The organism is Staphylococcus capitis subsp. capitis (assembly GCF_040739495.1).
Lineage (GTDB): Bacteria > Bacillota > Bacilli > Staphylococcales > Staphylococcaceae > Staphylococcus > Staphylococcus capitis.
In genome coordinates this window covers 1,887,622-1,911,549 of record NZ_CP145263.1, presented here as the reverse complement: position 1 = coordinate 1,911,549, position 23,928 = coordinate 1,887,622, and the positions used below count along the sequence as shown (strand labels likewise).

Genomic DNA, 23,928 nt, shown 5'->3' with positions numbered 1-23,928 from the left:
GTCTTGTATATAATGAACGGAGGACAATTTTTATGCATACATTAATCATCGTTTTATTAATTATAGATTGTATTGCATTAGTGACTGTTGTATTACTCCAAGAAGGTAAAAGTAATGGACTTTCAGGTGCTATTAGTGGTGGCGCAGAACAGTTATTTGGGAAACAAAAACAACGTGGCGTCGATTTATTCTTGCATAGATTAACAATTATTTTAGCTATTATTTTCTTCGTACTTATGTTCTGTATCAGTTACTTAGGTATGTAAGCCATAAGATAATGTATTAATGAAGTAAATGAATCTTAACCAAGTCTGATAGAAGATGTGATTAACTAAGAAGTGCAATCATTCACATATGCTATCAGCCTGAGTCCGACGATATACTTGTCGGGCTTTTTTATTTTATAATATATAATATTGATGTTTTTGATACCCATATATAAGGGAATAGTTCAAAGACGCTTAATATGTATCATTAAATTTTTTAGTTAAGTGAGAAATTTGCTAATAGCAAGTTGAAATTAGACAAGATTGAAATAAAGTAATGAGTTCTCAATAAAAAGGGAGAGGGATTCTAACCATGCAAATTAAACTACCAAGACCATTCTTTTTTGAAGAAGGAAAACGAGCTGTGTTATTGTTACATGGTTTCACTGGCAATTCAGCTGATGTGAGACAATTAGGTCGTTATCTTCAGAAAAAGGGTTATACATCTTATGCACCTCAATATGAAGGGCATGCAGCACCGCCGGAGGAAATTTTAAAATCTAGCCCTTATGTATGGTTTAAGGATGTTTTAGATGGTTATGACTACCTAGTTGAACAAGGCTATGATGAAATAGCAGTAGCTGGTTTATCACTAGGCGGGGTCTTCGCATTGAAATTAAGCTTAAATCGAGATGTGAAGGGTATTGTAACGATGTGCGCTCCTATGGAAGGTAAAACGGCAGACACTATTTATGATGGTTTCCTTGATTATGCGCGTAATTTTAAAAAATATGAAGGCAAAGATCAAGAAACGATTGATAAAGAAATGGAAGACTTCCATCCTACTGAGACGCTTAAAGAACTAAGTGAAACTTTACTTCGTGGTAAGGAACAAGTGGACGAGGTTATTGAACCTATCCTTGTTATTCAAGCAGAGCAAGATAAAATGATTGATCCTCAATCAGCAAATTATATATTTGAACATGTTGATTCTGAAGAAAAAGATATCAAATGGTATCATGAATCAGGGCATGTGATTACAATTGATAAAGAAAAAGAACAAGTTTTTGAAGATGTATATCAATTTTTAGAATCATTAGATTGGACAGAATAATAAATTTAAAAGTAAGAAAGGAGGGGCATAATGAATTTAAAGCAATCCATCGAAGAAATAATTAAACAACCTGACTATGAACCCATGTCAGTGTCAGATTTTCAAGATGCGTTAGGTTTAAATAGTGCCGACTCATTTAGAGATTTAATTAAGGTGCTCGTTGAACTAGAACAAACGGGTTTAATCGAACGAACTAAGACAGATAGATACCAAAGAAAAGAATCAAGTAAGTCCAATTCAAAATTAATTAAAGGAACATTAAGTCAGAATAAGAAAGGATTCGCTTTTCTTCGACCTGAAGATGATGAAATGGAAGATATCTTCATTCCTCCAACTAAAATTAACAGAGCTTTAGATGGCGATACAGTCATTGTAGAGATTCAAAAATCTAGAGGGGAACATAAAGGTAAAGTTGAAGGAGAAGTTAAATCTATTGAGAAACATTCTGTCACTCAAGTGGTAGGAACATATAGTGAAGCTAAACATTTCGGTTTTGTTATCCCAGATGATAAACGAATTATGCAAGATATCTTTATTCCTAAAGGTCAAAGTTTGGGCGCTGTAGATGGCCATAAAGTACTTGTTCAGATTACTAAATACGCTGATGGTACAGATAACCCAGAAGGTCATATTTCAGCAATACTAGGTCATAAAAATGATCCCGGTGTAGATATTTTATCTATTATTTACCAACATGGAATTGAGATTGAGTTTCCAGATAACGTGCTTAAAGAAGCGGAAGATGTGCCTGAAGAAATTGCACCATCTGAAATTGAAGGTCGCCGTGATTTAAGAAATGATTTAACTATAACGATTGATGGCGCAGATGCTAAAGACTTGGACGATGCCATAGCAGTTAAGAAATTGAAGAACGGTAATACTGAGTTAACTGTAAGTATCGCAGACGTAAGTTACTACGTGAAAGAAGATTCAGCTTTAGACAAGGAAGCATATGTTAGAGCGACAAGCGTATATTTAGTAGACCGAGTTATTCCAATGATTCCTCATCGTCTAAGTAATGGTATTTGTTCATTGAATCCTGAAGTTGATCGTTTAACGCTAAGTTGTCGTATGGAAATTAATGCTCGCGGTGAAGTCGTTAAACATGAAATATTCGATAGCGTGATTCATTCTAATTATCGTATGACTTATGATGCTGTAAATAAGATTATTACAGACCAAGATCCTCAAGTACGTGCACAATATAAAGAGTTGACGCCAATGCTTGATTTAGCGCAAGATTTATCTCATCGTTTAATCCAAATGCGCCGTCGCCGTGGTGAAATTGACTTTGATATTAACGAAGCTAAAGTGCTTGTAAATGAAGAAGGTATTCCTACAGATGTTCAAATGCGTGAACGTGGTGAAGGTGAACGTTTAATTGAATCATTCATGCTAGCCGCTAATGAAACAGTGGCGGAACATTTTAATAAAATGGAAGTACCATTTATTTACCGTGTACACGAACAACCTAAGTCAGATCGCTTAAGACAATTCTTCGACTTTATTACTAATTTCGGTATTATGATTAAAGGTACTGGTGAAGATATTCATCCTACTACTTTACAAAATATTCAAGAAGAAGTTGAAGGTCGACCAGAGCAAATGGTGATTTCAACGATGATGTTACGTTCAATGCAACAAGCACATTATGATGATGTAAATCTAGGACATTTCGGTTTATCTGCCGAGTACTATACACACTTTACATCTCCAATTCGTCGTTATCCTGATTTAACGGTTCATAGATTAATTCGTAAATATTTAATTGAGAACTCTATGGATAAGAAGGAATTACGCCATTGGGAAGATACGTTGCCAGAACTTGCTGAACACACATCTCAACGAGAGCGTCGTGCTATCGAGGCAGAACGTGATACAGATGAATTGAAAAAAGCTGAATATATGATTCAACATATTGGTGATGAATTTGAAGGTATCATTAGTTCAGTTGCTAACTTTGGTATGTTTATTGAATTGCCAAATACAATTGAAGGTATGGTTCATATTGCTAATATGTCTGATGATTACTATAATTTTGATGAACGTCAAATGGCTCTAATAGGTGAACGCCAAGCGAAGGTATTCCGTATTGGTGATGAAGTGAAAGTTAAAGTCACTCATGTTGATGTAGACGAACGGATGATTGATTTTCAAATTGTGGGTATGCCTTTACCTAAAAATGATAAATCCCAACGTCCAGCACGAGGTAAAACAATTCAGGCTAAAACACGTGGTAAGTCATTAGATAAGTCTAAAGACGATAATAGCAAAGGCAATAAAAAGAAACGTAAACAACGTAAAGGTAAGAATGCACGTAAAAAAGATAAACAAGGTAAAACAAATCATAAACCATTCTATAAAGATAAAAGCGTGAAAAAGAAATCACGTCGTAAGAAAAAATAGTCATCAAAGATGAGGTGAATATGAATGGCTAAGAAAAAAACTAAATCACCAGGCACATTAGCGGAGAACCGTAAAGCAAGACATGATTATAATATTGAAGCTACGGTTGAAGCGGGTATTGCATTGCAAGGTACCGAAATCAAGTCTATACGTAGTGGTAGTGCGAACTTGAAGGATAGTTATGCTCAAGTTAAACGTGGTGAAATGTATTTAAATAATATGCATATTGCCCCATATGAAGAAGGTAATAGATTTAATCATGATCCTTTGCGCTCTCGTAAATTATTATTGCATAAGCGAGAAATTATTAAATTGGGAGAACGTACACGAGAGATTGGTTATTCATTAATCCCATTAAAACTTTATTTAAAACATGGACAATGTAAAGTTTTATTGGGTGTTGCGCGAGGTAAGAAAATTCATGACAAACGTCAAGCTTTAAAAGATAAAGCGATGAAACGTGATGTTGATCGTGCGATAAAAGCCCGTTACTAAGCAAGTGTATTGCTTAAACGGGTGCCATTTGGTATGATTAATAATGTTGTTATTTAAATGATGACACATAGAGTCATACCAAATTGTTTGTATTAAAAGTTGTCATTAATATTATTTCGGGGGCGTTTTTGGATTCGACAGGGGTCCCTCGAGCACACTAAGCGTGTCGGAGGGTTGTCTCCGATATCAACACATTTCAGTAAATATAACTGACAAATCAAACAATAATTTCGCAGTAGCTGCGTAATAGCACACTGCATCGCCTAACAGCATCTCCTACGTGCTGTTAACGCGATTCAACCCTAGTAGGATATGCTAAACACTGCCGTTTGAAGTCTGTTTAGATGAATACTAATCAAACTAGCATAATACTGGTTGTCTATTGCTTACTATTATGCGAAATGAATCAATAGACTACACACGTAGAAAGGTGTGTATCAGGACCTCTGGACGCGGGTTCGAATCCCGCCGTCTCCATATTATTGAACCCGCAGCCTATATGGTTGTGGGTTTTGTTTGTTATATGTAATATTTTAATTAACTGTATTTTTTAAAAGATTAGAGGAATTCATATGACATTAATTAGAAGAAAAATTGGGCAAAAAGATTATCATAAGGTCTTAGATATTTGGGAGAAGTCTGTAATAAGTACTCATGATTTCTTAAAAGAAAAAGATAGATTAGAGTTGAAAACTGAAATACCAAATTACTTAAATTATGTTGAAGCTTATTTTTGGTGTGATGAAGATGAAATTATTGGATTTTCAGGTACAAATGACCAAAATTTAGAAATGTTATTTATAGATCCTAAGTATTTTAGAAAGGGCTATGGAACTAAAATACTTCAAACTCTAATTCATGAGGATAAAGTAAGGTATGTCGAAGTTAATAAAGATAATAATAACGCGGTTAAGTTCTATCAAAAGAATGGTTTCAAAAAACATAAAGAAGCTCTTAAAGATGAACAAGGCAGAGACTATCCTATTTATTATCTGAAGATATAATTAAGTGATTTTTAGGTTCGGCTTAAATAATGAATGTTAATTTTAAATTGAAAAATTAATTTATTTATAATAAAAGTCATGAATGCTAAGTAAAATTATAGCATTCATGACTTTTTATGATTCTAAAATCCTCTATTAGTATTTGTTTGTCCTTGTGAGTTATTCATGCCTTGGCTATTATTTGTAGCTTGGTTGTTGCCATTTGAATATTGTTGTTGATTTTGTGGGTTGTTTTGTTGCGTATTATTAGTTTGATTTTGTTGTTGATTTTGTGAATTAGCTTGATTGTTATAAGAATTTTGATTGTTGCCGTTACTATTGTTAGCGTTATTAGCATTATTATTGTTTTGAGGTTGATTTGAAGTATTATTTGCTTGTGATGAGCTTTTAGATGATTGTTGATTAGCTTGTTTATTCTTAGGTTTTGAATCTTTACTCTTTGAACTTTTATCTTGGTTTTTCTTACCTAATTTACTATCTTTAATGTCATCTTTAGCATTATTAACTTTTTTATCTCCCTTTGAATCTTTTTTATTCGACTTTTTAGATTCTGATTTTGAGCTACTCTTATCTGAATCTTTTTTATCAGAATGATCACTATGACCACATGCACTTAGTACCAAAAAGCTTGATAACAATACGGCAAAAAATTTCTTCATTAAAATTTCACTACTAAATTAATGTTTTTATTGTGACAACTTTTCTTTACCCAAAATCTTTAAATCTAATTTAAAATTAACGTAAATTTTTATAAGAGTTATTTATAAATGAAATAAAAAAGCCCCTCTATTAAAAGAGGGGAAGATAATTAATTATTTTTTGTTACCGAATAAACCTTTGAAGAATTCGATTGCTTTTTTGATTAAGTTAACGATGAACATTTGACTCACCTCCTATGTATTTGTTAACTGTAGTATATTATTATCTGAGTTATTTTAGTTAATTATTTCAAAAGTAGTAAAAAAACATTCATAAATGTACTTTTTTAGTTTATAATTCATAACTTTGAATTCTTTTCTGTTAATTTTGAAAAATAATAACAAATTTATTCAATATACATTATAAGAATACTAGGAATTTATTATCTAAAAAAGTACCCTTCATTGAAGAAGGGTACCGCTACTACTCAAAAATATTATTTACCAAATACGTCTTTAAAGAATTGAATTCCTTTTTTTAATAAATCAAAGATGAACATTTAAAAGCACCTCCAATTAATTGATTATGTATATATCATATAGTATGTATTGGAGATTTTGGTGGTTAATGCGTAAATTATAATATATGGTTCTTTTGTGTGAAAAAATAAAAAATTGAGATAATTTTGAATTCCTAACTGTATGATTTCGTTAATTTAATAAGCTATTTCATGAAATCTAAAAGTTACACCAACTATTTCTTCTTGTTTTTGGCAATCATATTATTAAATATTTAAGATCACTATAGTAATTATTAGTGTTCTTCAAAAGTTTGAAATATAAATTAATTGGTTCTGTTGCAAAGTAAAAAATATAGCTAACCACTAATATATCATGTCAGTGTTCGCTTAACTTGCTAGCATGATGCTAATTTCGTGGCATGGGGAAAATCCGTAGATCTGAAGAGACCTGCGGTTCTTTTTATATAGAGCGTAAATACATTCAATACCTTTTAAAGTATTCTTTGCCGTATTGATACTTTGATATCTTGTCTTTCTTACTTTAATATGACGGTGATCTTGCTCAATGAGGTTATTCAGATATTTCGATGTACAATGACAGTCAGGTTTAAGTTTAAAAGCTTTAATTACTTTAGCCATTGCTACCTTCGTTGAAGGTGCCTGATCTGTAACTACCTTTTGAGGTTTTCCAAATTGTTTAATGAGACGTTTGATAAACGCATATGCTGAATGATTATCTCGTTGCTTACGCAACCAAATATCTAATGTATGTCCCTCTGCATCAATAGCACGATATAAATAGCTCCATTTTCCTTTTATTTTGATGTACGTTTCATCAATACGCCATTTGTAATAAGCTTTTTTATGCTTCTTCTTCCAAATTTGATATAAAATTGGGGCATATTCTTGAACCCAACGGTAGACCGTTGAATAATGAACGTTTACACCACGTTCCCTTAATATTTTAGATATATTACGATAACTCAATGCATATCTTAGATAGTAGCCAACGGCTACAGTGATAACATCCTTGTTAAATTGTTTATATCTGAAATAGTTCATACAGAAGACTCCTTTTTGTTAAAATTATACTATAAATTCAACTTTGCAACAGAACCATCAATTTTTTGTTTCATTTGAACCTTTTGTTCTCCTAGTATGATTTTCAAGATGTTTTATTATTATTGAAGGTAGGGAGCAATTCATATATTATTTATTATCCAGTTATATTATTTAATATGGCATTCACATTCGGTATAAGTAGGTTGTTTTTTCAAATTTTTAAATTCAGAAAATATGTTTAATATATTCGACTAGTGGTTAAACATTGTTATAGGAAAGACATTAATTATTAATTAAGGAGGAATTTTATTTATGAAAAATACTAAAACTAATATTGTACAAAGAAAAGGGTTAAGAAAATATAACAACAAGTTAATAGCAGTTACTATTTCTTCACTGGCTTTAGTTGTACCTCTAGCTTTTGGTAATGCAGAAGCTGATGCAGCACAAACAAATGATAATTCAGGGCAACAAAAGACTGTTCAAAGTAATGAAAACCATGGTAATGGTTTCCTTAATGGTGGATTACAAGGTAATAAAAATAATGGCGGATCAGCTGATCAAAGCAATGCCCACGAAGGTAATGGCATATTAAACGGTGGCGCTCAAGGCAATAAGAGCAACGGCGGTGACGCTAACCAAAAAAATGATCATGAAGGTAACGGATTCCTTAATGGTGGTGCTCAAGGTAACAAAAATAATGGTGGAAAAACTGATCAAAGCAATGCCCACGAAGGTAATGGCATATTAAACGGTGGCGCTCAAGGCAATAAGAGCAACGGCGGTGACGCTAACCAAAAAAATGATCATGAAGGTAACGGATTCCTTAATGGTGGTGCTCAAGGTAACAAAAATAATGGCGGATCAGCTGATCAAAGCAATGCCCACGAAGGTAATGGTATAAAGAACGGTGGACTACAAGGTAATAAGAGCAACGGCGGTGACGCTACTCAAAAAAACGAAGATCAAGGTAATGGCTTCAAAAATGGTGGTGCTCAAGGTAACAAAAATAATGGTGGAAAAACTGATCAAAGCAATGCCCACGAAGGTAATGGTATAAAGAACGGTGGACTACAAGGTAATAAGAGCAACGGCGGTGACGCTACTCAAAAAAATGAAGATCAAGGTAATGGCTTCAAAAATGGCGGTGCTCAAGGTAACAAAAATAATGGTGGATCAGTTGCTCAAAGCAATGCCCATGAAGGTAAAGGCTTCTTTAATGGCGGATTACAAGGCAATAAAAGTAATGGTGGAGGAATTGTAAATCTAATCAAAGAATTATTTCATAGTTAAAGACATTACTTAATATTAATAAATAAATGAGATGGTTGATTTTGTATAAAACAGAATCAACCATTTTCAATGTAATTCTCTCTGAACCAAAAATGAATATACTCATTAATAATTTGTTTATCTTCATTGAAATCTTTAAATGCAATTTGCATTTCATAATTTTCCATATGCCTTCCATAGAATCATTGTCATTGCACTTTCCTACTAGAGATATACTATGAGTCATACCGACATGCTTAACCTTATCTTTAAATAAACGGTTCTGTTTTAAAATCAGAAAAAGATATTTCTATCTCTTTACAAAAAATAGGGATATTTTACATTTTTTTGAACAAATTTTCTAAAAATGTTTGATATACTTGATACTTGAAAAACGGTAATGTTATTTTATGTAATAGAAACACTATTTTAGAAAGGGGAATTTATTTATGAAAAAAATTCAAAATAACACTATACAAAAGAAAGGTTTAAGAAAATATAACAACAAGTTAATAGCAGTTACTATTTCTTCACTAGCTCTAGCTGCTCCTTTAGCTTTCGGTAATGCATCAGCTCACGCAGCACAAACAAATGACAATTCAGGACAACAAAAGACTGTTCAAAGTAACGAGAATCAAGGTAATGGTTTCCTTAACGGCGGCTTACAAGGTAACAAAAATGAAGGCGGAAAAGCTGATCAAACAAACGCTCATCAAGGTAACGGTGTACTAAATGGCGGTGCGCAAGGCAATAAGAGTGAAGGCGGCGACGCTACTCAAAAAAATGACAACCAAGGTAATGGCGTAGCTAACGGCGGCTTACAAGGTAACAAAAATGAAGGCGGAAAAGCTGATCAAACAAACGCTCATCAAGGTAACGGTGTACTAAATGGCGGTGCGCAAGGCAATAAGAGTGAAGGCGGCGACGCTACTCAAAAAAATGACAACCAAGGTAATGGCGTAGCTAATGGTGGCTCACAAGGTAACAAAAATGAAGGCGGAAAAGCTGATCAAACAAACGCTCATCAAGGTAATGGCGTAGCTAATGGTGGCTCACAAGGTAACAAAAATGAAGGCGGAAAAGCTGATCAAACAAATGCTCATCAAGGTAATGGCGTAGCTAATGGTGGCTCACAAGGTAACAAAAATGAAGGCGGAAAAGCTGATCAAACAAACGCTCATCAAGGTAATGGCGTAGCTAATGGTGGCTCACAAGGTAACAAAAATGAAGGCGGAAAAGCTGATCAAACAAACGCTCATCAAGGTAATGGCGTAGCTAATGGTGGCTCACAAGGTAACAAAAATGAAGGCGGAAAAGCTGATCAAACAAATGCTCATCAAGGTAATGGCGTAGCTAATGGTGGCTCACAAGGTAACAAAAATGAAGGCGGAAAAGCTGATCAAACAAACGCTCATCAAGGTAATGGCGTAGCTAATGGTGGCTCACAAGGTAACAAAAATGAAGGCGGCGACGCTACTCAAAAAAATGACAACCAAGGTAATGGCGTAGCTAACGGTGGCTCACAAGGTAACAAAAATGAAGGCGGAAAAGCTGATCAATCAAACACAAATAAAGGCAATGGTATTTTAAATGGTGGGAGCCAATCCAACGTAAATAAAGGTGATCACCAAGATGCATCAAAGCCTTCAGATAATGATCATAAAGATCACAGTGACGACCCAAAAGATGACGGTAAAGACAATCATCATAAAGGTGACAAAGATGATCACCACCAAGGTAAAGATGATGGTCAAGATAACCACAAAAAAGATAAAGACCATAACGACAAAGATCATCACAAAGGTTCAAAAGATGATGATACTAAAAAACCAGATCAATCTGACAAAGATGATCACCACCAAGGTAAAGATGATGGTCAAGATAACCACAAAAAAGATAAAGCCCATAACGACAAAGATCATCACAAAGGTTCAAAAGATGATGATACTAAAAAACCAGATCAATCTGACAAAGATGATCACCACCAAGGTAAAGATGATGGTCAAGATGATTCAAAATCAGAACCATCTAAAGACACTGACAATAAAGGCAATCACAATACAACATCAAAAGACGGTAAACACAATGGCAAAAGTCCAGTAGCACCCATTACAGCTGCTACAATAACACCAGCTATGACACATGCACATGGTTATGGTCAAGGTTATGGTCAAGGTTATGGTCAAGGTTCTGCTTCGGAATCAACTGAAACTCCAAAAACAATAACAACAAGCACAACTGAAACAACACCAGATAAAAAAGAAGTAACACATGGCGAAAAAACTGAACACAGTGCAAATGAACTTCCTGAAACAGGTGAAGAAAACCAAGAAAGCAAGGGCTTATTAGCTAGCATTGCAAGTATATTAGGTTTAAGCGGACTTGCGACATTATTTGTTAATCGCAAACGTAAAACAAATGAATAATAAAATATAAATCTTTACAATCATTGTTAACTATTAAATAAGGTGTATAGAAGATAACGACAAAAGAAAGGGGACAAACGCTGAAATGACAGCGTTTGTCCCTTGTTGTTTGGATTATCGATTATTCATATTTTATACATGGTTCTGTTGCAAAGTAAAAAATATAGCTAACCACTAATATATCATGTCAGTGTTCGCTTAACTTGCTAGCATGATGCTAATTTCGTGGCATGGGGAAAATCCGTAGATCTGAAGAGACCTGCGGTTCTTTTTATATAGAGCGTAAATACATTCAATACCTTTTAAAGTATTCTTTGCCGTATTGATACTTTGATATCTTGTCTTTCTTACTTTAATATGACGGTGATCTTGCTCAATGAGGTTATTCAGATATTTCGATGTACAATGACTGTCAGGTTTAAGTTTAAAAGCTTTAATTACTTTAGCCATTGCTACCTTCGTTGAGGGTGCCTGATCTGTAACTACCTTTTGAGGTTTACCAAATTGTTTAATGAGACGTTTGATAAACGCATATGCTGAATGATTATCTCGTTGCTTACGCAACCAAATATCTAATGTATGTCCCTCTGTATCAATGGCACGATATAAATAGCTCCATTTTCCTTTTATTTTGATGTACGTCTCATCAATACGCCATTTGTAGTAAGCTTTTTTATGCTTTTTCTTCCAAATTTGATATAAAATTGGGGCATATTCTTGAACCCAACGGTAGACCGTTGAATGATGAACGTTTACACCACGTTCCCTTAATATTTCAGATATATCACGATAACTCAATGCATATCTTAGATAGTAGCCAACGGCTACAGTGATAACATCCTTGTTAAATTGTTTATATCTGAAATAGTTCATACAGAAGACTCCTTTTTGTTAAAATTATATTATAAATTCAACTTTGCAACAGAACCAAAAATAAGGATAGCTGACAGATCTTTTTTCATTATCATAAATAGCTTGAATTTCAGATTTATCAATCACTTCTACACCTTTATGGGGTGATGAAATAAGTTTACTTAGAGGGATTTTTAAGCCGCTAGATATACGCCATAAAATAGTTATAGAAGGACTGGATTTTTCTGTTTCTATTTGATTAAGCATGGTTTTGCTCACACCTGTAAGATAAGATAATTGTTGCAAAGTAAGTCTTTCTTCTTTTCTATACTTTTTAATGTTATTAGCTACTACATGTTTAATATCTTCCATATTTGCATCTCCAAATTTCGATATTTGTAATTTGTTTAATTTTAACACGCATACTTTATAGTTGTATAAAATTCCTTTAAAGTGTTATTTGAAGGAGGATAACTCATGAAAATTAAACAAAAAAAAATAATACTTATTTTAGGTATTTTGCTAATTGGTTCAAATTTACGTGCTCCTATAACATCAATAGGTGTAGCTATTCCTTATATTAAGTCTGATTTAAATTTATCCAATGGTTTGATTAGCTTATTAACTATAATGCCATTATTAGCCTTTGCAATTGCTTCACTATTTGCAGCTAAATCCGGAAACTCCTTTGGCTTAGAGCGTACTATTTTTTGTGCCTTAATTCTTATTTGTTTAGGATTACTCACGCGTTCAATTGCTAATATATATTTTTTACTAATTGGTACACTAATGATTGGTATAGGTAACGCTTATGGTAATGTACTTACGCCTGCAGTAATAAAGGGGCGTTTCCCTAGGCGAATAGGAATTATGACCGGTCTCTATACGGTTATTATGAATTTGTGTGGGGCTCTTTCTTCATTTATCACCGCACCATTGCTCTCGCATTGGCATTATAGTATTGTTATAAATCTTATCTTCATAGTGAGTATTAGTACTTTGATAGTATGGATTTTTCAGATAAATCATGACCAACTTAAAGTTAGAGGTATGGAAAAATTTACTACAAATGTATGGAAATCTAAAGTGGCGTGGCGTATTACAATATTCATTGGAAGTCAATCTCTTATTTTTTATTCCTTTCTTAATTGGTTGCCTGAGTATTTAAAAGCTAAGCAAGTCAGTTTAAATACTTCTGGAACCTACTTAACTATTTTACAGCTTTGTTTAATTCCGATGACTTTTATTATTCCAATTATAGTTGAACGTATGAAACAACAACAATGGGTGGTATTTTCATCGGGTTTATTATTTTTTATAGGAACTATTTTAATATTAATTGATACGCATATTGTCATTCTAGGAGTCATTCTTGTTGGTATTGCTAGTGGTATTTCTTTTGGAGTTGTTAATACATTTTTTTCACTTAAAACAGAGAGTAGTATGACAGCAGCTAAATTATCAGGAATGTCACAATCCTTAGGTTATCTTATTGCTGCTATTGGTCCTTTGTTTTTTGGTCTTTTACACGATTTAACTCACTCGTGGTTCAATTCTTTCTTTCTATTATTAGCTACAGGTATTATTATGATGATATTTTGTACACCAGCAGGCAAACCACTAACAATAGAGAAAGAGTTGAACTTTAAAGATAGAAAAGTACATAATGCATAACCTATACAAAAGTACTACCTATAATCGTAATTTATGTTAATTAAGTAAGAAAAGCTTAAACGTTTTTAAACAACGTTTAAGCTTTTCTTATATGTTTATATAGAATTGTTACTTTTTAATAATCTCTTTTAGAAATAGTGAAGAAGTCAATGATAGCTAGTAGTATTACTGAAGCTATTGAGATAAATGTTTGCCATCCATTTAATTTGAGAGATCCAAGCCAAACATTATCAATTAAAAAGTTAAAAGGTATATATTTTAAGGCTTTTTTAACTTCATCACCATATTCTGGAATTAATGGAACTAAATTGGTTGCTATAGGTATGATTAATATAAGAAAAACACCAATTGAAAATACTAAAGAAGAACTTTTTACTAATAAAGTGATTAGAAATAAAAATAGACCATAGAACAAAAATAATAGGATGTATATTCCTAAAGTTTTTCCAACCACTTCATTTTTTATAGGTTGACCATCGCCAATATTCTGCATTATTAAAACGAATACATATAATGTTAGAAATACTATGACACTAGCAATTAAGATGGATATCAGTTGAGATATAAAGTATTTCGCTCTATTTTTTAAACTATTCAAATACAATTGTGATGTACCCTGAGAAAAGTCTCTGACTAAAAAGCTAGTAATAATCATCACTCCCCAAAATGCAAATAGCTATGTTGAAAGAGTTAAAATAGTTTCTCCAGAAACTTTATGGTTATTATGAACCTGAGTCATTGTATAAAATATGGGGATTATTAGAACAAATAGTAAACCAATATAATTGAAAGGATTTTTTAGCAATCTTGATATATTAAATTTTGTTAAATGATATATACTCATTATTTATTCTCCTTTATTAATATTAAAGTAAGTATCCCTAAGTGTACTTATTTTATCTTCAATTTTAATTGGAAATATATTAATATTAGCTAAATCTTTTAGTAAATTTTGATAATTATCGAGCTTTGGAATTATCAAAATGTTTCCATTTTTCTTGATCGAATCATATGATTTCGAACTTAAATGATGTTTCGCTTTTTCCACATCATTTTCATTAAATGAGATAGATGTATACTCTTGTGATGATGTATTTTTCATATCAATGTCTTCAACAAACTTTCCATCACGTAAAAACACAGCTCTATCACATATGAGTTCTATATCTTCTAATTTATGACTAGATATTAGTACTCTCATATTGAATTCGTTAGTTATATCTTTAATAGTATTCAATACATCTATTGAACCATCTGGATCCATACCGTTCGTAGGCTCATCAAGTATTAAGTAATGTGGTTTGTTTATTAAAGACACAGCGATTGCTAGTTTTTGTTTCATTCCTAAAGAATATTTTTTTACTCTTTTGTTAATATAACTTTCCATATCAAATGCTTTTATAATTTTATTAGCATAGTCTTTATCAAACTTTACACCTAATATATTACTAAAATTTTTTAAGTTTTTTAATCCCGATAGGTCTTGATATAACTTAGGATGTTCAATTAAATAACCAATTTTTTGATTTTGGTCAAAAACAACTTTGCCTTTAAAGTTCACAATATTGCCGTTCATAATTTTCATAATGGTAGTTTTTCCGACTCCATTTTTCCCAATTAATCCAACGATATGACTAGAATCAAATGAAAAATTTAAATGATCTAATACCGTATTATCTTTGTACTTCTTAGTAATATCTGATATTTTCATTGTGCTCTCCTTTTTATAATTTTTATAAAAATATAAGAAATAAAATATTGATTTAAAAAAATAAGTGAAAGTAGGGTTTATATGAAAGATTTAATTAATTGTGAAAACAAACCTATGTATCTAAATATATCAGAAAATATAATACAAAACATCTACGTCATACAGCCATTGGTAATCGTATTAAACCGACAGTCATCGAACAAATTAAAGAATCCAGTGAAGTCAGTGAATTGTTTAAAAAAGACAACGAGGCACTCAAATCGAACAATCAGGCACTTCAACGCCATATTCATCAATTGGAAGATGAAATCGACCAACTGAGACAAGAAAATGACGTCTTTCATCACTTATTACAACATTTTGATAGTACAGCATTTTTAAACTTCAATACATATCGTGATGATCGTCAACTGAAAAATGCGATTAAACGATTAAAAGAACAGTATAAAAGCAAGTGATTTATAATTTTATAAATCACTTGCTTTTATTATATTAAGTAGCTTCTGACTTATGGTGTAATAATTTTAATAAAAGCTGTGGGTAATCGGATTAAACCGACGGTCATTGAATATCCAAAAGAACAAACGACATTAGAAGATTATGAAGAGGATTCAAAGGTTAGTGAATTAGAAAGCAAAATCAATGAATATGAGGAGCTTATACAAGCTCAATCACATCATATAGAAGAATTAGAGCAAACAGTCAAACATTATCAACCTCAAGTAGACACATTCAAACGTATGTTAACGCATATCGATAGTACAGGATATATTAATTTTGGGAGTTATAAAAATGATCGGTTATTGCTTAATCAAATTAGAAACAGTAAAAGAGACTAGCGATTTGGCTAGTCTCTTTTACTGTTTCTAATTACACTTTAAAATCTACTTTGTAATAGATTTTCTATGATAAAAAGTAATATTTAATCGCTAGATATTTAAATCTTTAATTAAATTTATTTATTCGATTAATATTTTGTAAAATTAAGTGAAGTAAAATATATCTATGATATGTTTTAAATGTAATGAATTCAAAGGAGGATTAAGTTGATGAAGAAACAATTTTTACTTGCTTCTGCTCTTACTCTTGGCATTAGTGGCTTAGGAACTATAGGCTATGCACAGGCATCTATGACAGACGCTCATGGAGGTTCTGAAAATGTAGATAACTCTCATGGTTTAAAAGCTTCAAAAACCTATGATAATAATGTTTCTACTCGTTCAATAAAACAAGGTAAAAAGTCAGGAGGATACTGGGTAAGAGGGACTACAAGCAAAACTGTTAAATCAAATTATAAACATTATAGCCACAAAGGCCATGCTTCAGTTATAAATGGAAGTGGAAATGGAAATAGTGGCGGCTGGAAGAAGCCGGGGCATTGGTCTAAATCTTCTGTGAAAAAAACATGGTCTGGAAACAAAGCTTTTTATGATCACACATAATCATATTATTAAATAAGCAAGAAATTAAGACAGAAAATTCGTTTTATAGAGAATTTTCTGTCTTAATTCATGCTATGAAAGGTATTTATACATATGAAAAAATTATTATTATTTTTATTGGTCTCAATCACGTTGATATTCAGTTTAGGCATCGCAAACTCGGCGAAAAACCTTTCTTTTTATCAAACCATCATAAAAGACCATGATCATTTCGTTTATAATGTTCCGGGAAAAGAAAAGAAACATACTCGGGATGCGCCTCAATACTTTAATAAAATTGCCAAAAATCATCATGTTGGTTTAACTAAAGTTACATATTTCAACGATAATCGTATTCTTTTTAATACAAATGAAAAAAGATTACTTAATCAAAGAGATAATCATCATCAGTTACATATATTTGATAGTAAAATGCATATCGATGTTGAAAATATAACAACTACAAAACATCTGTCTGCAGTAGGAATGTATTATATAAAAGGGGATCCTAAAGATAAAGCGACTGTGCTTTCACTCATGAACAAATATGCGGGGGACACGATCAAACAGGAAAATCCTAGCTTGCTATCTTATTTAACTTTAGATCAATATACTTTAGCATTAATTTTCTTATTAAGTCTGTTAATTTTTATCGTTTATTGTCACTACTTACAACGTAATAAACAAAATTATAAAATGCTTTCAGATTTAGGATATGACCTAACTCATCACTTTATGTTTGTAATGCGAGATTTGAAATGGATATTTTTAAGTTATGTTTTACTATCTATTGGAACTACGCTGATCACTTACTTAGCGATTTATAAAGACTTACATATCTTACAATTATTAGCTGTCGTATGTTCCGTTATGGTTTTAACATTGATTGCACTAAGTTGCATTACAATACTTCTTTTAATGATATATCAAAAAGATTTTTATAAAAATCAAGTCAAACCTAATGTCAACCTAATAATCTATCTTTATATTTTACTTGCCATCGTAATGGGTGTCTTTTTAACGACTTCAACACATCAAGTCATAAAAAATAGTCATGATTTTCAGTCTAAAATTCCTTCACTTAAGGGTTGGAAAAATACGAAAGATGTATATCAACCTAATGTTCAAGACAATGGGGCAGTGTATAACAAGGAAATTGAAATAGCACAGGATAAAAGATTTGATCGTTTATTAAAAAGTAAAGAAAATCCAGGTTTTTTAATAGATACTGAAAATTTTACAAGTGAAGGCGGAGAACTTCCATTATATAAAATGAATGAAGAGGAAAATAACAGTATAGAACCCGATGGTAAAACAATAATCGTCGATCCCAATTATCTTAAACGACATCATATGGTTACGCCTCAAAGTGAAGATGTTTTGAGATACATTCAACATGATAAATATACGAGAAATATATTGGTACCTATTAAGTTCAAACGTTATGAACATAAGATTAGAAAGAACTTTACAAAAGATTTTAAATTTAAGCGCACGTTATATGATGATATCCGAAAAGATCATGCCCCTGCGCATATTAATATTATTTATGTAAAAAACAATTCAAAGTATCCTACGTATAATAGTGATGCAGGGGGCAAGAACAATAAAATAGAGGCTCCTATTGCGATAGTTGAAACAGGTAATACGCATGTCAGAAACAATGCACATTATATGGATGACTGCTATTTCTTTGAGAGTAAAAAAGATAATCCTTATGATACTTTGAAACCACTATTAAAAAAATATGGTTTACTGGACGATATAATTTCTATTAATTCGGTCTATGACACGAAGGTCGATGATATTAACGATATCAAGAAAGAAATTATTAAGTATGTTCTACTAGCACTTATTACGTTAATTTCATTTATTATTGCTATATTTACAGCTATCCATTTATATTTTGTTAATTGGAAGCATGCAATATTTATTAAATATAATCTAGGATATTCCGTTTGGAATAACCACAAGTATGCATTTCTATTATTAGCATTTGTTAACATACTGTTACTTGGTATGTTTTTACAAAAGTATCCTATAACCAGTTTATTGATCTTTATTAGTTTGCTTATTTTTGAAATGATCGTCATCTCTATAGAATTTTTAATACTCAATCAGAAGAATAACAATGCTATTTTGAAAGGAAAAGAGTAATCATGATCCAATTAAAGAATGTATCTAAATCATTTAAAGATATCTATATTTTGAAAAATATAAACCTTACTATTAAAGAAAAAGCATTTGTTGTAATTAAAGGAAAAAGTGGTCAAGGAAAGTCTACATTGCTAAATATTTTAGGTTTATTAGAAACACCTACTGAGGGTCAAATAATTTATAAAAATCAATCTATTGCTTCAAAGTCACAAATTAGAAAGTTTAAAAAAGAAGATATTGCCTATATTTATCAAAATTATGGCTTATTAGAAAATAAAACAGTATTAGCAAATCTTATGTTACCATTAAATATTTCTAAAAAAGATATGCCTAAAATTATCGAAATTATTCAATCTGTCGGATTACCGAAAGAGATACTTAAACGAAAAGTTTATACTTGTAGTGGTGGAGAGCAACAACGTATTGCTATTGCAAGAGCGATTCTTAAAAATCCTACCGTTATATTTGCTGATGAACCCACGGGTAATTTGGATGAGAAAAACGCTCATGATGTTATCAATATTTTCCAATATTTAAATAGACAAGGTGTCACAATCATTATGGCTACACACAGTCAAAACTTTTTTGATATAGGTACAGAATTAATTGATTTAGATGTTCAAAATGCATAATCTATACAAAAGCACTACCTATAATAACTAATTATGTTAACTAACAATAAAGGCTTAAACGCTGTTAAATCAACGTTTAAGCCTTTGTCTTGTGATTATCGTTTATTCAGGTTTTATACATCATTGATTTCACGCGCTTTCATGAGTTTTCATCACGTGAACTTTTGTATCTTTATTCAAAAGAAAAAATCTTATTAAAATCAGATTCTGTTATACTAAAAAAGCACTTCCCGTGCAGAAAGGAGGTGCCACATCTAGTGATTGTCGTTCTGTTTGTTGTGAAATATATCATATGTCCAATTATTGTTGGACGTGTTCTTTATTTAATAAATCAAGAACAACGATAAAAAAGAAACCCCAGCATATGCTTTGGTCGGCATGCTGGGGTTTTCACATCCAATGATGTGTCTGTCTGTTTGTTATTTTTAGTATATCTTGTAACTCCTTCATCTGTAAACTCTTTTACAAATTTTCATTTTTTTTACTAACTCCTATTCCTATAGCTAGCCCCATTAATGTCCCTACAGGAAATCCAAATATAAAACTAAAAAATACCGCAAATCCGCCTATATATAGTACTGGATGTATATTATATTTATTACTCATAATTTTTTATTTCTCCTTAGTCATGTTTTTTCTTTTTTATTGATACGATAAATCCCATTATTAATGGAAATAAGAATAAAATATATATGTAGCTCATTTAAATTATTATTCCTCCCATTTTTCTTCTAATTGACGTTGAAATGCCTCTCGATCTTGTCTTAATTTGCATCTTCGTTATGTAACTCTTGGGATTGTTTATATATCTTTTCGCCTAACCATTTAGGTGTTTTTTTTCACGATTGATATATTGGTGCGACAATAAAGATTTTATTTTTGTTTAATTGTTTGTACGTTTAGTTATCATAATTTGGATATATAAAGCAATCCATACTTCATCAGGAAAAGGTTTATTAATCCGACTTTCAACTTCAATATTATGCTTTTCTCCTCGTTGTTTAGTAAATTGATTTTTCGATAAATCGAAAAAACTTCTATGTGCATTTAATATTTCTTCTTTTCCACTTTTAATAACAGTATTTAAACTTAAATATGGATTATTAAATTTATATTCTTCATTTTCTGTATAAAATATGTAAGGTAACTGTTGAGTCATTCCTTTTTCTGTAACTAATTTTTGTCTTTTTAGTACTCCAATTTTGCTTTCATTTAAAAAAACTTGGTAATGTGGTCGTAGTGACCATAATTTAAAACGTTGAATTTTGACTATATTATCGTTTGATTTTAAAAAAACTCCAAACAATGGGAAAAATCCCGTTATACTCATCCACTTTTGTAAAAAATTATTAAAATTAGGTACATAATACATTTTTTTATTACCATGAATTGTAATATATTGGCTATCCAAAGTTATTAAAGGAGACTGATAAAAATATTCTCCTTCCCTATAATTATTAAAATTATTAGAATAATCATTTTCTAAAACTTTTGAAAACCTTTTTTGTGTAGACTTTCTATATAAAATAAAACCAACAATAATCATAAACACAATAAACCATAATATTATTAGCATCCATAGACTTTCTACAGGAAAAACTATTCCCTTAATAATGCATTGTATGAATTCAATAATAAAAAATATAGTAAGAAACAACCAAATTACAAATACACCTGCTATACCCATTTTCACACCTCTTCTTTATTTGCTATATAAAGCATGATACCAGAGAAAGATAGTACTTAAAATTGGAGCATGCCATAAAAATACATAGTCAAAAAAGACTAATAGCTGTAAATGTATAGGAGAATTTAAATGTAAATAGTGAAACGCAATTTTAACAAGTGTATTTATAAGTATTGTATTAAATATGCAATTGTTTAGTATAGACATGTATAAAAAGTATATTGAATGTTGTTTTTCTTAAATATCTTATATATTATATAATAATAAATCTTTTATGATAGGATACGGTATAGAGGCATTTAAACGTCTTACCTAAAGTCATTTTTGTTGTAAACCATGAGATAAAATTTAATTTCCTTGTTATATCAAGAGGTTGAGTCTCTTAAGAACTACTTTTGCTACATGTAGTTTTTAATTATCCTCCCATTTTTCTTCTAATTGACGTTGAAATGCTTCTCGATCTTTTTTTAATTGAGGGTCATAGTCTGTATGAGCATGTTGTCCCTTATATAAACCAGTTTCAAGCCATCTAGGTGTTTTCTCACGATTAGTATATTAGCGCGACTTACCTATATTAGTTATTTGTGGTTGTCGTTTGTTGTAAATACGTTTCTCAGCGTCAAAGATAAATTCTAAGTATTCAATTTTTCGACCTTTTTTAGCTTTAACTTTATTAATATTAAGATTATTAAAAATAGGTGTAAGCTCTTTAGATATTGGCTTTAATACACGTTTAGTAATGTCACACATTTGATAAGACTTTGATACGTCTAATCGAGTTCTAAAATCTTCCATTGATAATTTTAAATATCCAGTATGTTTATATTGTTTAAGTAAGCGAAACATGGTTTTAGAGTACGAAGATTTTAAATTAGTCAGTTCTTTTAATTCGAATTTTGTAAAATTACGAGTAATATCATTTAAAACAAACTTTAAGTCAGGATTAGTGGAAATTTCAAGATACTTCTCCGTTTTATGAATTTTAAAGTGATTGAAAAGTACAAAAAACTCTATTACATCCTCATCTTCTCTTCGATAAGTTATCTCGAGCATCTTTTTATAAATATTTTGTAAATCTCCAATAAAACGATTAAGATTTCTAGTTTCATAGTTATAATTACTTAAATATTTAAGTTCTTCAAAACTTAAATATAATTTATTAGTATCTTGTTCTTTTAGCTTATTACACATAGCGAAAAATAAATCTATTTCAACAGAAGTAAATTTTCTCAAAGGAACCAAATTCATTTCATTATGATAAATAACAGTTCCGTTCGACATATATCACTCCAAAAAGATCATTATTTTTATGTTATGAAATTTGCTGTCGCTCTAAGGATTAAATCATATTTGAAAAGGTTTATAAAAAGATATTAAAAAGTTCAATATAAAGCAGTTAATATTAAGTTTACTTAAGTTATGGTATTTCTAAAGAATTTTTTGGTTCTTGTATTTTGGACTTTTACTAAGAAATATATAATACATAATGATTTTAAATCTTTGACATTGTCTCTAAAGTTTATTACATTTAAGGTGTGAAGCGATATAAAACTTCATAAAATCTATTTTTAGGAGGCATTTGTCATGCAAGAACAATTTCAAAATTTAGGTTCAGCAATTGGTAACATTTTCGGATCTGTATCTGGTGCCAAAGAAGCAATTACACACTTCCTTGGAAATGGTGCTTCAGATATTGTCAATAATGGTGCACAATTAATCGATGCTTTCTTAACAGCAGCAGGTCTTAAGTAATTAAAAGGTTTAACATGTGATACAAAGTGCGCAGTAGTTTAAACTACTGCGCACTCCTTTTCTTTAAAATAACCGGTTCTGTTGCAAAGTAAAAAATATAGCTAACCACTAATATATCATGTCAGTGTTCGCTTAACTTGCTAGCATGATGCTAATTTCGTGGCATGGGGAAAATCCGTAGATCTGAAGAGACCTGCGGTTCTTTTTATATAGAGCGTAAATACATTCAATACCTTTTAAAGTATTCTTTGCCGTATTGATACTTTGATATCTTGTCTTTCTTACTTTAATATGACGGTGATCTTGTTCAATGAGGTTATTCAGATATTTCGATGTACAATGACAGTCAGGTTTAAGTTTAAAAGCTTTAATTACTTTAGCCATTGCTACCTTCGTTGAAGGTGCCTGATCTGTAACTACCTTTTGAGGTTTTCCAAATTTTTTAATGAGACGTTTGATAAACGCATATGCTGAATGATTATCTCGTTGCTTACGCAACCAAATATCTAATGTATGTCCCTCTGCATCAATAGCACGATATAAATAGCTCCATTTTCCTTTTATTTTGATGTACGTTTCATCAATACGCCATTTGTAATAAGCTTTTTATGCTTCTTCTTCCAAATTTGATATAAAATTGGGGCATATTCTTGAACCCAACGGTAGACCGTTGAATAATGAACGTTTACACCACGTTCCCTTAATATTTCAGATATATTACGATAACTCAATGCATATCTTAGATAGTAGCCAACGGCTACAGTGATAACATCCTTGTTAAATTGTTTATATCTGAAATAGTTCATACAGAAGACTCCTTTTTGTTAAAATTATACTATAAATTCAACTTTGCAACAGAACCAATTAATTTAATAAAATCATGGAAAAGACTTTACTT

22 protein-coding genes, 1 other RNA gene and 4 pseudogenes are annotated in these 23,928 nt (G+C 31.2%); 15 read left to right on the top strand and 12 right to left on the bottom strand.

Features of this window, described 5'->3' with window-relative positions:
* Positions 1 to 32 precede the first annotated feature (32 nt).
* The 6 genes from secG to V6C74_RS09480 all read left to right on the top strand — a co-directional run bounded on the left by secG (position 33) and on the right by V6C74_RS09480 (position 5,225).
* The gene (secG, locus tag V6C74_RS09505) at positions 33 to 266 is read left to right on the top strand and encodes a preprotein translocase subunit SecG (protein ID WP_002433475.1); all 234 of its coding nucleotides are present in this window, start codon (positions 33 to 35) and stop codon (positions 264 to 266) included.
* Positions 267 to 579: 313 nt separating this feature from the next.
* Positions 580 to 1,320, top strand: coding sequence for a carboxylesterase (locus V6C74_RS09500; protein ID WP_002452770.1), 741 nt, complete (start codon positions 580 to 582; stop codon positions 1,318 to 1,320).
* A 30-nt stretch (positions 1,321 to 1,350) separates the two neighbouring features.
* On the top strand, positions 1,351 to 3,726 hold the full coding sequence (gene rnr / locus V6C74_RS09495; protein WP_103175519.1) for a ribonuclease R: 2,376 nt from the start codon (positions 1,351 to 1,353) through the stop codon (positions 3,724 to 3,726).
* Between the two features lie 24 nt (positions 3,727 to 3,750).
* A complete protein-coding gene (gene smpB / locus V6C74_RS09490; protein ID WP_002452772.1) occupies positions 3,751 to 4,221 on the top strand; it encodes an SsrA-binding protein SmpB in 471 nt (156 codons plus the stop codon).
* A 118-nt stretch (positions 4,222 to 4,339) separates the two neighbouring features.
* Positions 4,340 to 4,701: a transfer-messenger RNA gene (ssrA, locus tag V6C74_RS09485) on the top strand.
* A 92-nt stretch (positions 4,702 to 4,793) separates the two neighbouring features.
* A complete protein-coding gene (locus V6C74_RS09480) occupies positions 4,794 to 5,225 on the top strand; it encodes a GNAT family N-acetyltransferase (RefSeq protein WP_002452773.1) in 432 nt (143 codons plus the stop codon).
* Between the two features lie 122 nt (positions 5,226 to 5,347).
* Here V6C74_RS09480 and V6C74_RS09475 read toward each other — a convergent pair whose 3' ends face one another.
* The 3 genes from V6C74_RS09475 to V6C74_RS09465 form a co-directional block, all read right to left on the bottom strand.
* Positions 5,348 to 5,884: a hypothetical protein gene (locus V6C74_RS09475; protein WP_002452774.1), complete on the bottom strand. Its 537-nt coding sequence runs from the start codon at positions 5,882 to 5,884 to the stop codon at positions 5,348 to 5,350.
* A gap of 153 nt (positions 5,885 to 6,037) precedes the next feature.
* Positions 6,038 to 6,106, bottom strand: a complete 69-nt coding sequence (locus tag V6C74_RS09470) for an epsilon family phenol-soluble modulin (RefSeq protein ID WP_095658921.1) — start codon at positions 6,104 to 6,106, stop codon at positions 6,038 to 6,040.
* 665 nt (positions 6,107 to 6,771) lie between these two features.
* A complete protein-coding gene (locus V6C74_RS09465) occupies positions 6,772 to 7,446 on the bottom strand; it encodes an IS6 family transposase (protein ID WP_143978101.1) in 675 nt (224 codons plus the stop codon).
* 312 nt (positions 7,447 to 7,758) lie between these two features.
* Here V6C74_RS09465 and V6C74_RS09460 point away from each other — a divergent pair, with 312 nt between their 5' ends.
* A complete protein-coding gene (locus V6C74_RS09460) occupies positions 7,759 to 8,739 on the top strand; it encodes a hypothetical protein (protein WP_143978100.1) in 981 nt (326 codons plus the stop codon).
* Positions 8,740 to 9,167: 428 nt separating this feature from the next.
* On the top strand, positions 9,168 to 11,144 hold the full coding sequence (locus V6C74_RS09455) for a hypothetical protein (RefSeq protein ID WP_172601876.1): 1,977 nt from the start codon (positions 9,168 to 9,170) through the stop codon (positions 11,142 to 11,144).
* Between the two features lie 198 nt (positions 11,145 to 11,342).
* Here the strand turns inward: V6C74_RS09455 and V6C74_RS09450 are convergent, their stop codons facing one another.
* A complete protein-coding gene (locus tag V6C74_RS09450) occupies positions 11,343 to 12,017 on the bottom strand; it encodes an IS6-like element IS257 family transposase (protein WP_002456293.1) in 675 nt (224 codons plus the stop codon).
* A gap of 24 nt (positions 12,018 to 12,041) precedes the next feature.
* Entirely contained in the window at positions 12,042 to 12,368 is a 327-nt protein-coding gene (locus tag V6C74_RS09445) for a helix-turn-helix transcriptional regulator (RefSeq protein ID WP_103175452.1), read from the bottom strand.
* Between the two features lie 105 nt (positions 12,369 to 12,473).
* Between V6C74_RS09445 and V6C74_RS09440 the strand changes: the two genes are divergently transcribed.
* On the top strand, positions 12,474 to 13,670 hold the full coding sequence (locus tag V6C74_RS09440; RefSeq protein WP_016898831.1) for an MFS transporter: 1,197 nt from the start codon (positions 12,474 to 12,476) through the stop codon (positions 13,668 to 13,670).
* Positions 13,671 to 13,785: 115 nt separating this feature from the next.
* Here the strand turns inward: V6C74_RS09440 and V6C74_RS09435 are convergent.
* Positions 13,786 to 14,514: pseudogene (locus V6C74_RS09435) on the bottom strand (ABC transporter permease).
* Between the two features lie 3 nt (positions 14,515 to 14,517).
* A complete protein-coding gene (locus V6C74_RS09430; protein WP_016898833.1) occupies positions 14,518 to 15,381 on the bottom strand; it encodes an ABC transporter ATP-binding protein in 864 nt (287 codons plus the stop codon).
* A gap of 128 nt (positions 15,382 to 15,509) precedes the next feature.
* Between V6C74_RS09430 and V6C74_RS09425 the strand changes: the two are divergent.
* The 5 genes and pseudogenes from V6C74_RS09425 to V6C74_RS09405 form a co-directional block, all read left to right on the top strand.
* Positions 15,510 to 15,839: pseudogene (locus V6C74_RS09425) on the top strand (hypothetical protein); the annotation flags it as partial.
* Between the two features lie 78 nt (positions 15,840 to 15,917).
* Complete coding sequence (locus V6C74_RS09420; protein WP_002440652.1) at positions 15,918 to 16,220, top strand: hypothetical protein; 303 nt, start codon at positions 15,918 to 15,920, stop codon at positions 16,218 to 16,220.
* Positions 16,221 to 16,430: 210 nt separating this feature from the next.
* The gene (locus V6C74_RS09415; protein WP_002489797.1) at positions 16,431 to 16,823 is read left to right on the top strand and encodes a lactococcin 972 family bacteriocin; all 393 of its coding nucleotides are present in this window, start codon (positions 16,431 to 16,433) and stop codon (positions 16,821 to 16,823) included.
* Between the two features lie 93 nt (positions 16,824 to 16,916).
* The gene (locus V6C74_RS09410) at positions 16,917 to 18,959 is read left to right on the top strand and encodes a DUF1430 domain-containing protein (RefSeq protein ID WP_002503833.1); all 2,043 of its coding nucleotides are present in this window, start codon (positions 16,917 to 16,919) and stop codon (positions 18,957 to 18,959) included.
* A 2-nt stretch (positions 18,960 to 18,961) separates the two neighbouring features.
* Positions 18,962 to 19,591 (top strand): ABC transporter ATP-binding protein, encoded by a 630-nt coding sequence (locus V6C74_RS09405; RefSeq protein ID WP_002456295.1) that lies wholly within the window; start codon positions 18,962 to 18,964, stop codon positions 19,589 to 19,591.
* Between the two features lie 462 nt (positions 19,592 to 20,053).
* On the opposite strand, the gene V6C74_RS09400 is transcribed toward V6C74_RS09405, so the two are convergent.
* From V6C74_RS09400 to V6C74_RS09385, 4 genes and pseudogenes are all read right to left on the bottom strand, one after another.
* Positions 20,054 to 20,197 carry a hypothetical protein gene (locus V6C74_RS09400; RefSeq protein WP_002477837.1) on the bottom strand — a complete coding sequence of 48 codons (144 nt, stop codon included), beginning with the start codon at positions 20,195 to 20,197 and terminating at the stop codon, positions 20,054 to 20,056.
* A gap of 105 nt (positions 20,198 to 20,302) precedes the next feature.
* Positions 20,303 to 20,453 (bottom strand): annotated as a pseudogene (locus tag V6C74_RS09395) (RepB family plasmid replication initiator protein); the annotation flags it as partial.
* 21 nt (positions 20,454 to 20,474) lie between these two features.
* Positions 20,475 to 21,278 (bottom strand): hypothetical protein, encoded by an 804-nt coding sequence (locus V6C74_RS09390; RefSeq protein ID WP_029625776.1) that lies wholly within the window; start codon positions 21,276 to 21,278, stop codon positions 20,475 to 20,477.
* A gap of 411 nt (positions 21,279 to 21,689) precedes the next feature.
* Positions 21,690 to 22,559, bottom strand: a pseudogene (locus tag V6C74_RS09385) (replication initiation protein).
* Positions 22,560 to 22,862: 303 nt separating this feature from the next.
* On the opposite strand from V6C74_RS09385, the gene V6C74_RS09380 reads away from it, so the two are divergent.
* On the top strand, positions 22,863 to 23,030 hold the full coding sequence (locus V6C74_RS09380; protein WP_002452554.1) for a hypothetical protein: 168 nt from the start codon (positions 22,863 to 22,865) through the stop codon (positions 23,028 to 23,030).
* 132 nt (positions 23,031 to 23,162) lie between these two features.
* Here V6C74_RS09380 and V6C74_RS09375 read toward each other — a convergent pair.
* Positions 23,163 to 23,836, bottom strand: a protein-coding gene (locus tag V6C74_RS09375) for an IS6 family transposase (protein WP_229716909.1) whose coding sequence is annotated in 2 segments (ribosomal slippage) — positions 23,163 to 23,632 and positions 23,632 to 23,836 — 675 coding nt in all. Because the reading frame shifts where the segments join, the coding sequence is not laid out codon by codon here.
* Between the last annotated feature and the right edge of the window lie 92 nt (positions 23,837 to 23,928).

Excerpts from the sequence above, each read along its gene's own strand:
- secG (WP_002433475.1), top strand. The coding sequence starts at position 33 with ATGCATACATTAATCATCGTTTTATTAATTATAGATTGTATTGCATTA.
- V6C74_RS09500 (WP_002452770.1), top strand. The coding sequence starts at position 580 with ATGCAAATTAAACTACCAAGACCATTCTTTTTTGAAGAAGGAAAACGA.
- rnr (WP_103175519.1), top strand. The coding sequence starts at position 1,351 with ATGAATTTAAAGCAATCCATCGAAGAAATAATTAAACAACCTGACTAT.
- smpB (WP_002452772.1), top strand. The coding sequence starts at position 3,751 with ATGGCTAAGAAAAAAACTAAATCACCAGGCACATTAGCGGAGAACCGT.
- V6C74_RS09480 (WP_002452773.1), top strand. The coding sequence starts at position 4,794 with ATGACATTAATTAGAAGAAAAATTGGGCAAAAAGATTATCATAAGGTC.
- V6C74_RS09475 (WP_002452774.1), bottom strand. The coding sequence starts at position 5,884 with ATGAAGAAATTTTTTGCCGTATTGTTATCAAGCTTTTTGGTACTAAGT.
- V6C74_RS09465 (WP_143978101.1), bottom strand. The coding sequence starts at position 7,446 with ATGAACTATTTCAGATATAAACAATTTAACAAGGATGTTATCACTGTA.
- V6C74_RS09460 (WP_143978100.1), top strand. The coding sequence starts at position 7,759 with ATGAAAAATACTAAAACTAATATTGTACAAAGAAAAGGGTTAAGAAAA.
- V6C74_RS09455 (WP_172601876.1), top strand. The coding sequence starts at position 9,168 with ATGAAAAAAATTCAAAATAACACTATACAAAAGAAAGGTTTAAGAAAA.
- V6C74_RS09450 (WP_002456293.1), bottom strand. The coding sequence starts at position 12,017 with ATGAACTATTTCAGATATAAACAATTTAACAAGGATGTTATCACTGTA.
- V6C74_RS09445 (WP_103175452.1), bottom strand. The coding sequence starts at position 12,368 with ATGGAAGATATTAAACATGTAGTAGCTAATAACATTAAAAAGTATAGA.
- V6C74_RS09440 (WP_016898831.1), top strand. The coding sequence starts at position 12,474 with ATGAAAATTAAACAAAAAAAAATAATACTTATTTTAGGTATTTTGCTA.
- V6C74_RS09430 (WP_016898833.1), bottom strand. The coding sequence starts at position 15,381 with ATGAAAATATCAGATATTACTAAGAAGTACAAAGATAATACGGTATTA.
- V6C74_RS09415 (WP_002489797.1), top strand. The coding sequence starts at position 16,431 with ATGAAGAAACAATTTTTACTTGCTTCTGCTCTTACTCTTGGCATTAGT.
- V6C74_RS09410 (WP_002503833.1), top strand. The coding sequence starts at position 16,917 with ATGAAAAAATTATTATTATTTTTATTGGTCTCAATCACGTTGATATTC.
- V6C74_RS09405 (WP_002456295.1), top strand. The coding sequence starts at position 18,962 with ATGATCCAATTAAAGAATGTATCTAAATCATTTAAAGATATCTATATT.
- V6C74_RS09400 (WP_002477837.1), bottom strand. The coding sequence starts at position 20,197 with ATGAGTAATAAATATAATATACATCCAGTACTATATATAGGCGGATTT.
- V6C74_RS09390 (WP_029625776.1), bottom strand. The coding sequence starts at position 21,278 with ATGGGTATAGCAGGTGTATTTGTAATTTGGTTGTTTCTTACTATATTT.
- V6C74_RS09380 (WP_002452554.1), top strand. The coding sequence starts at position 22,863 with ATGCAAGAACAATTTCAAAATTTAGGTTCAGCAATTGGTAACATTTTC.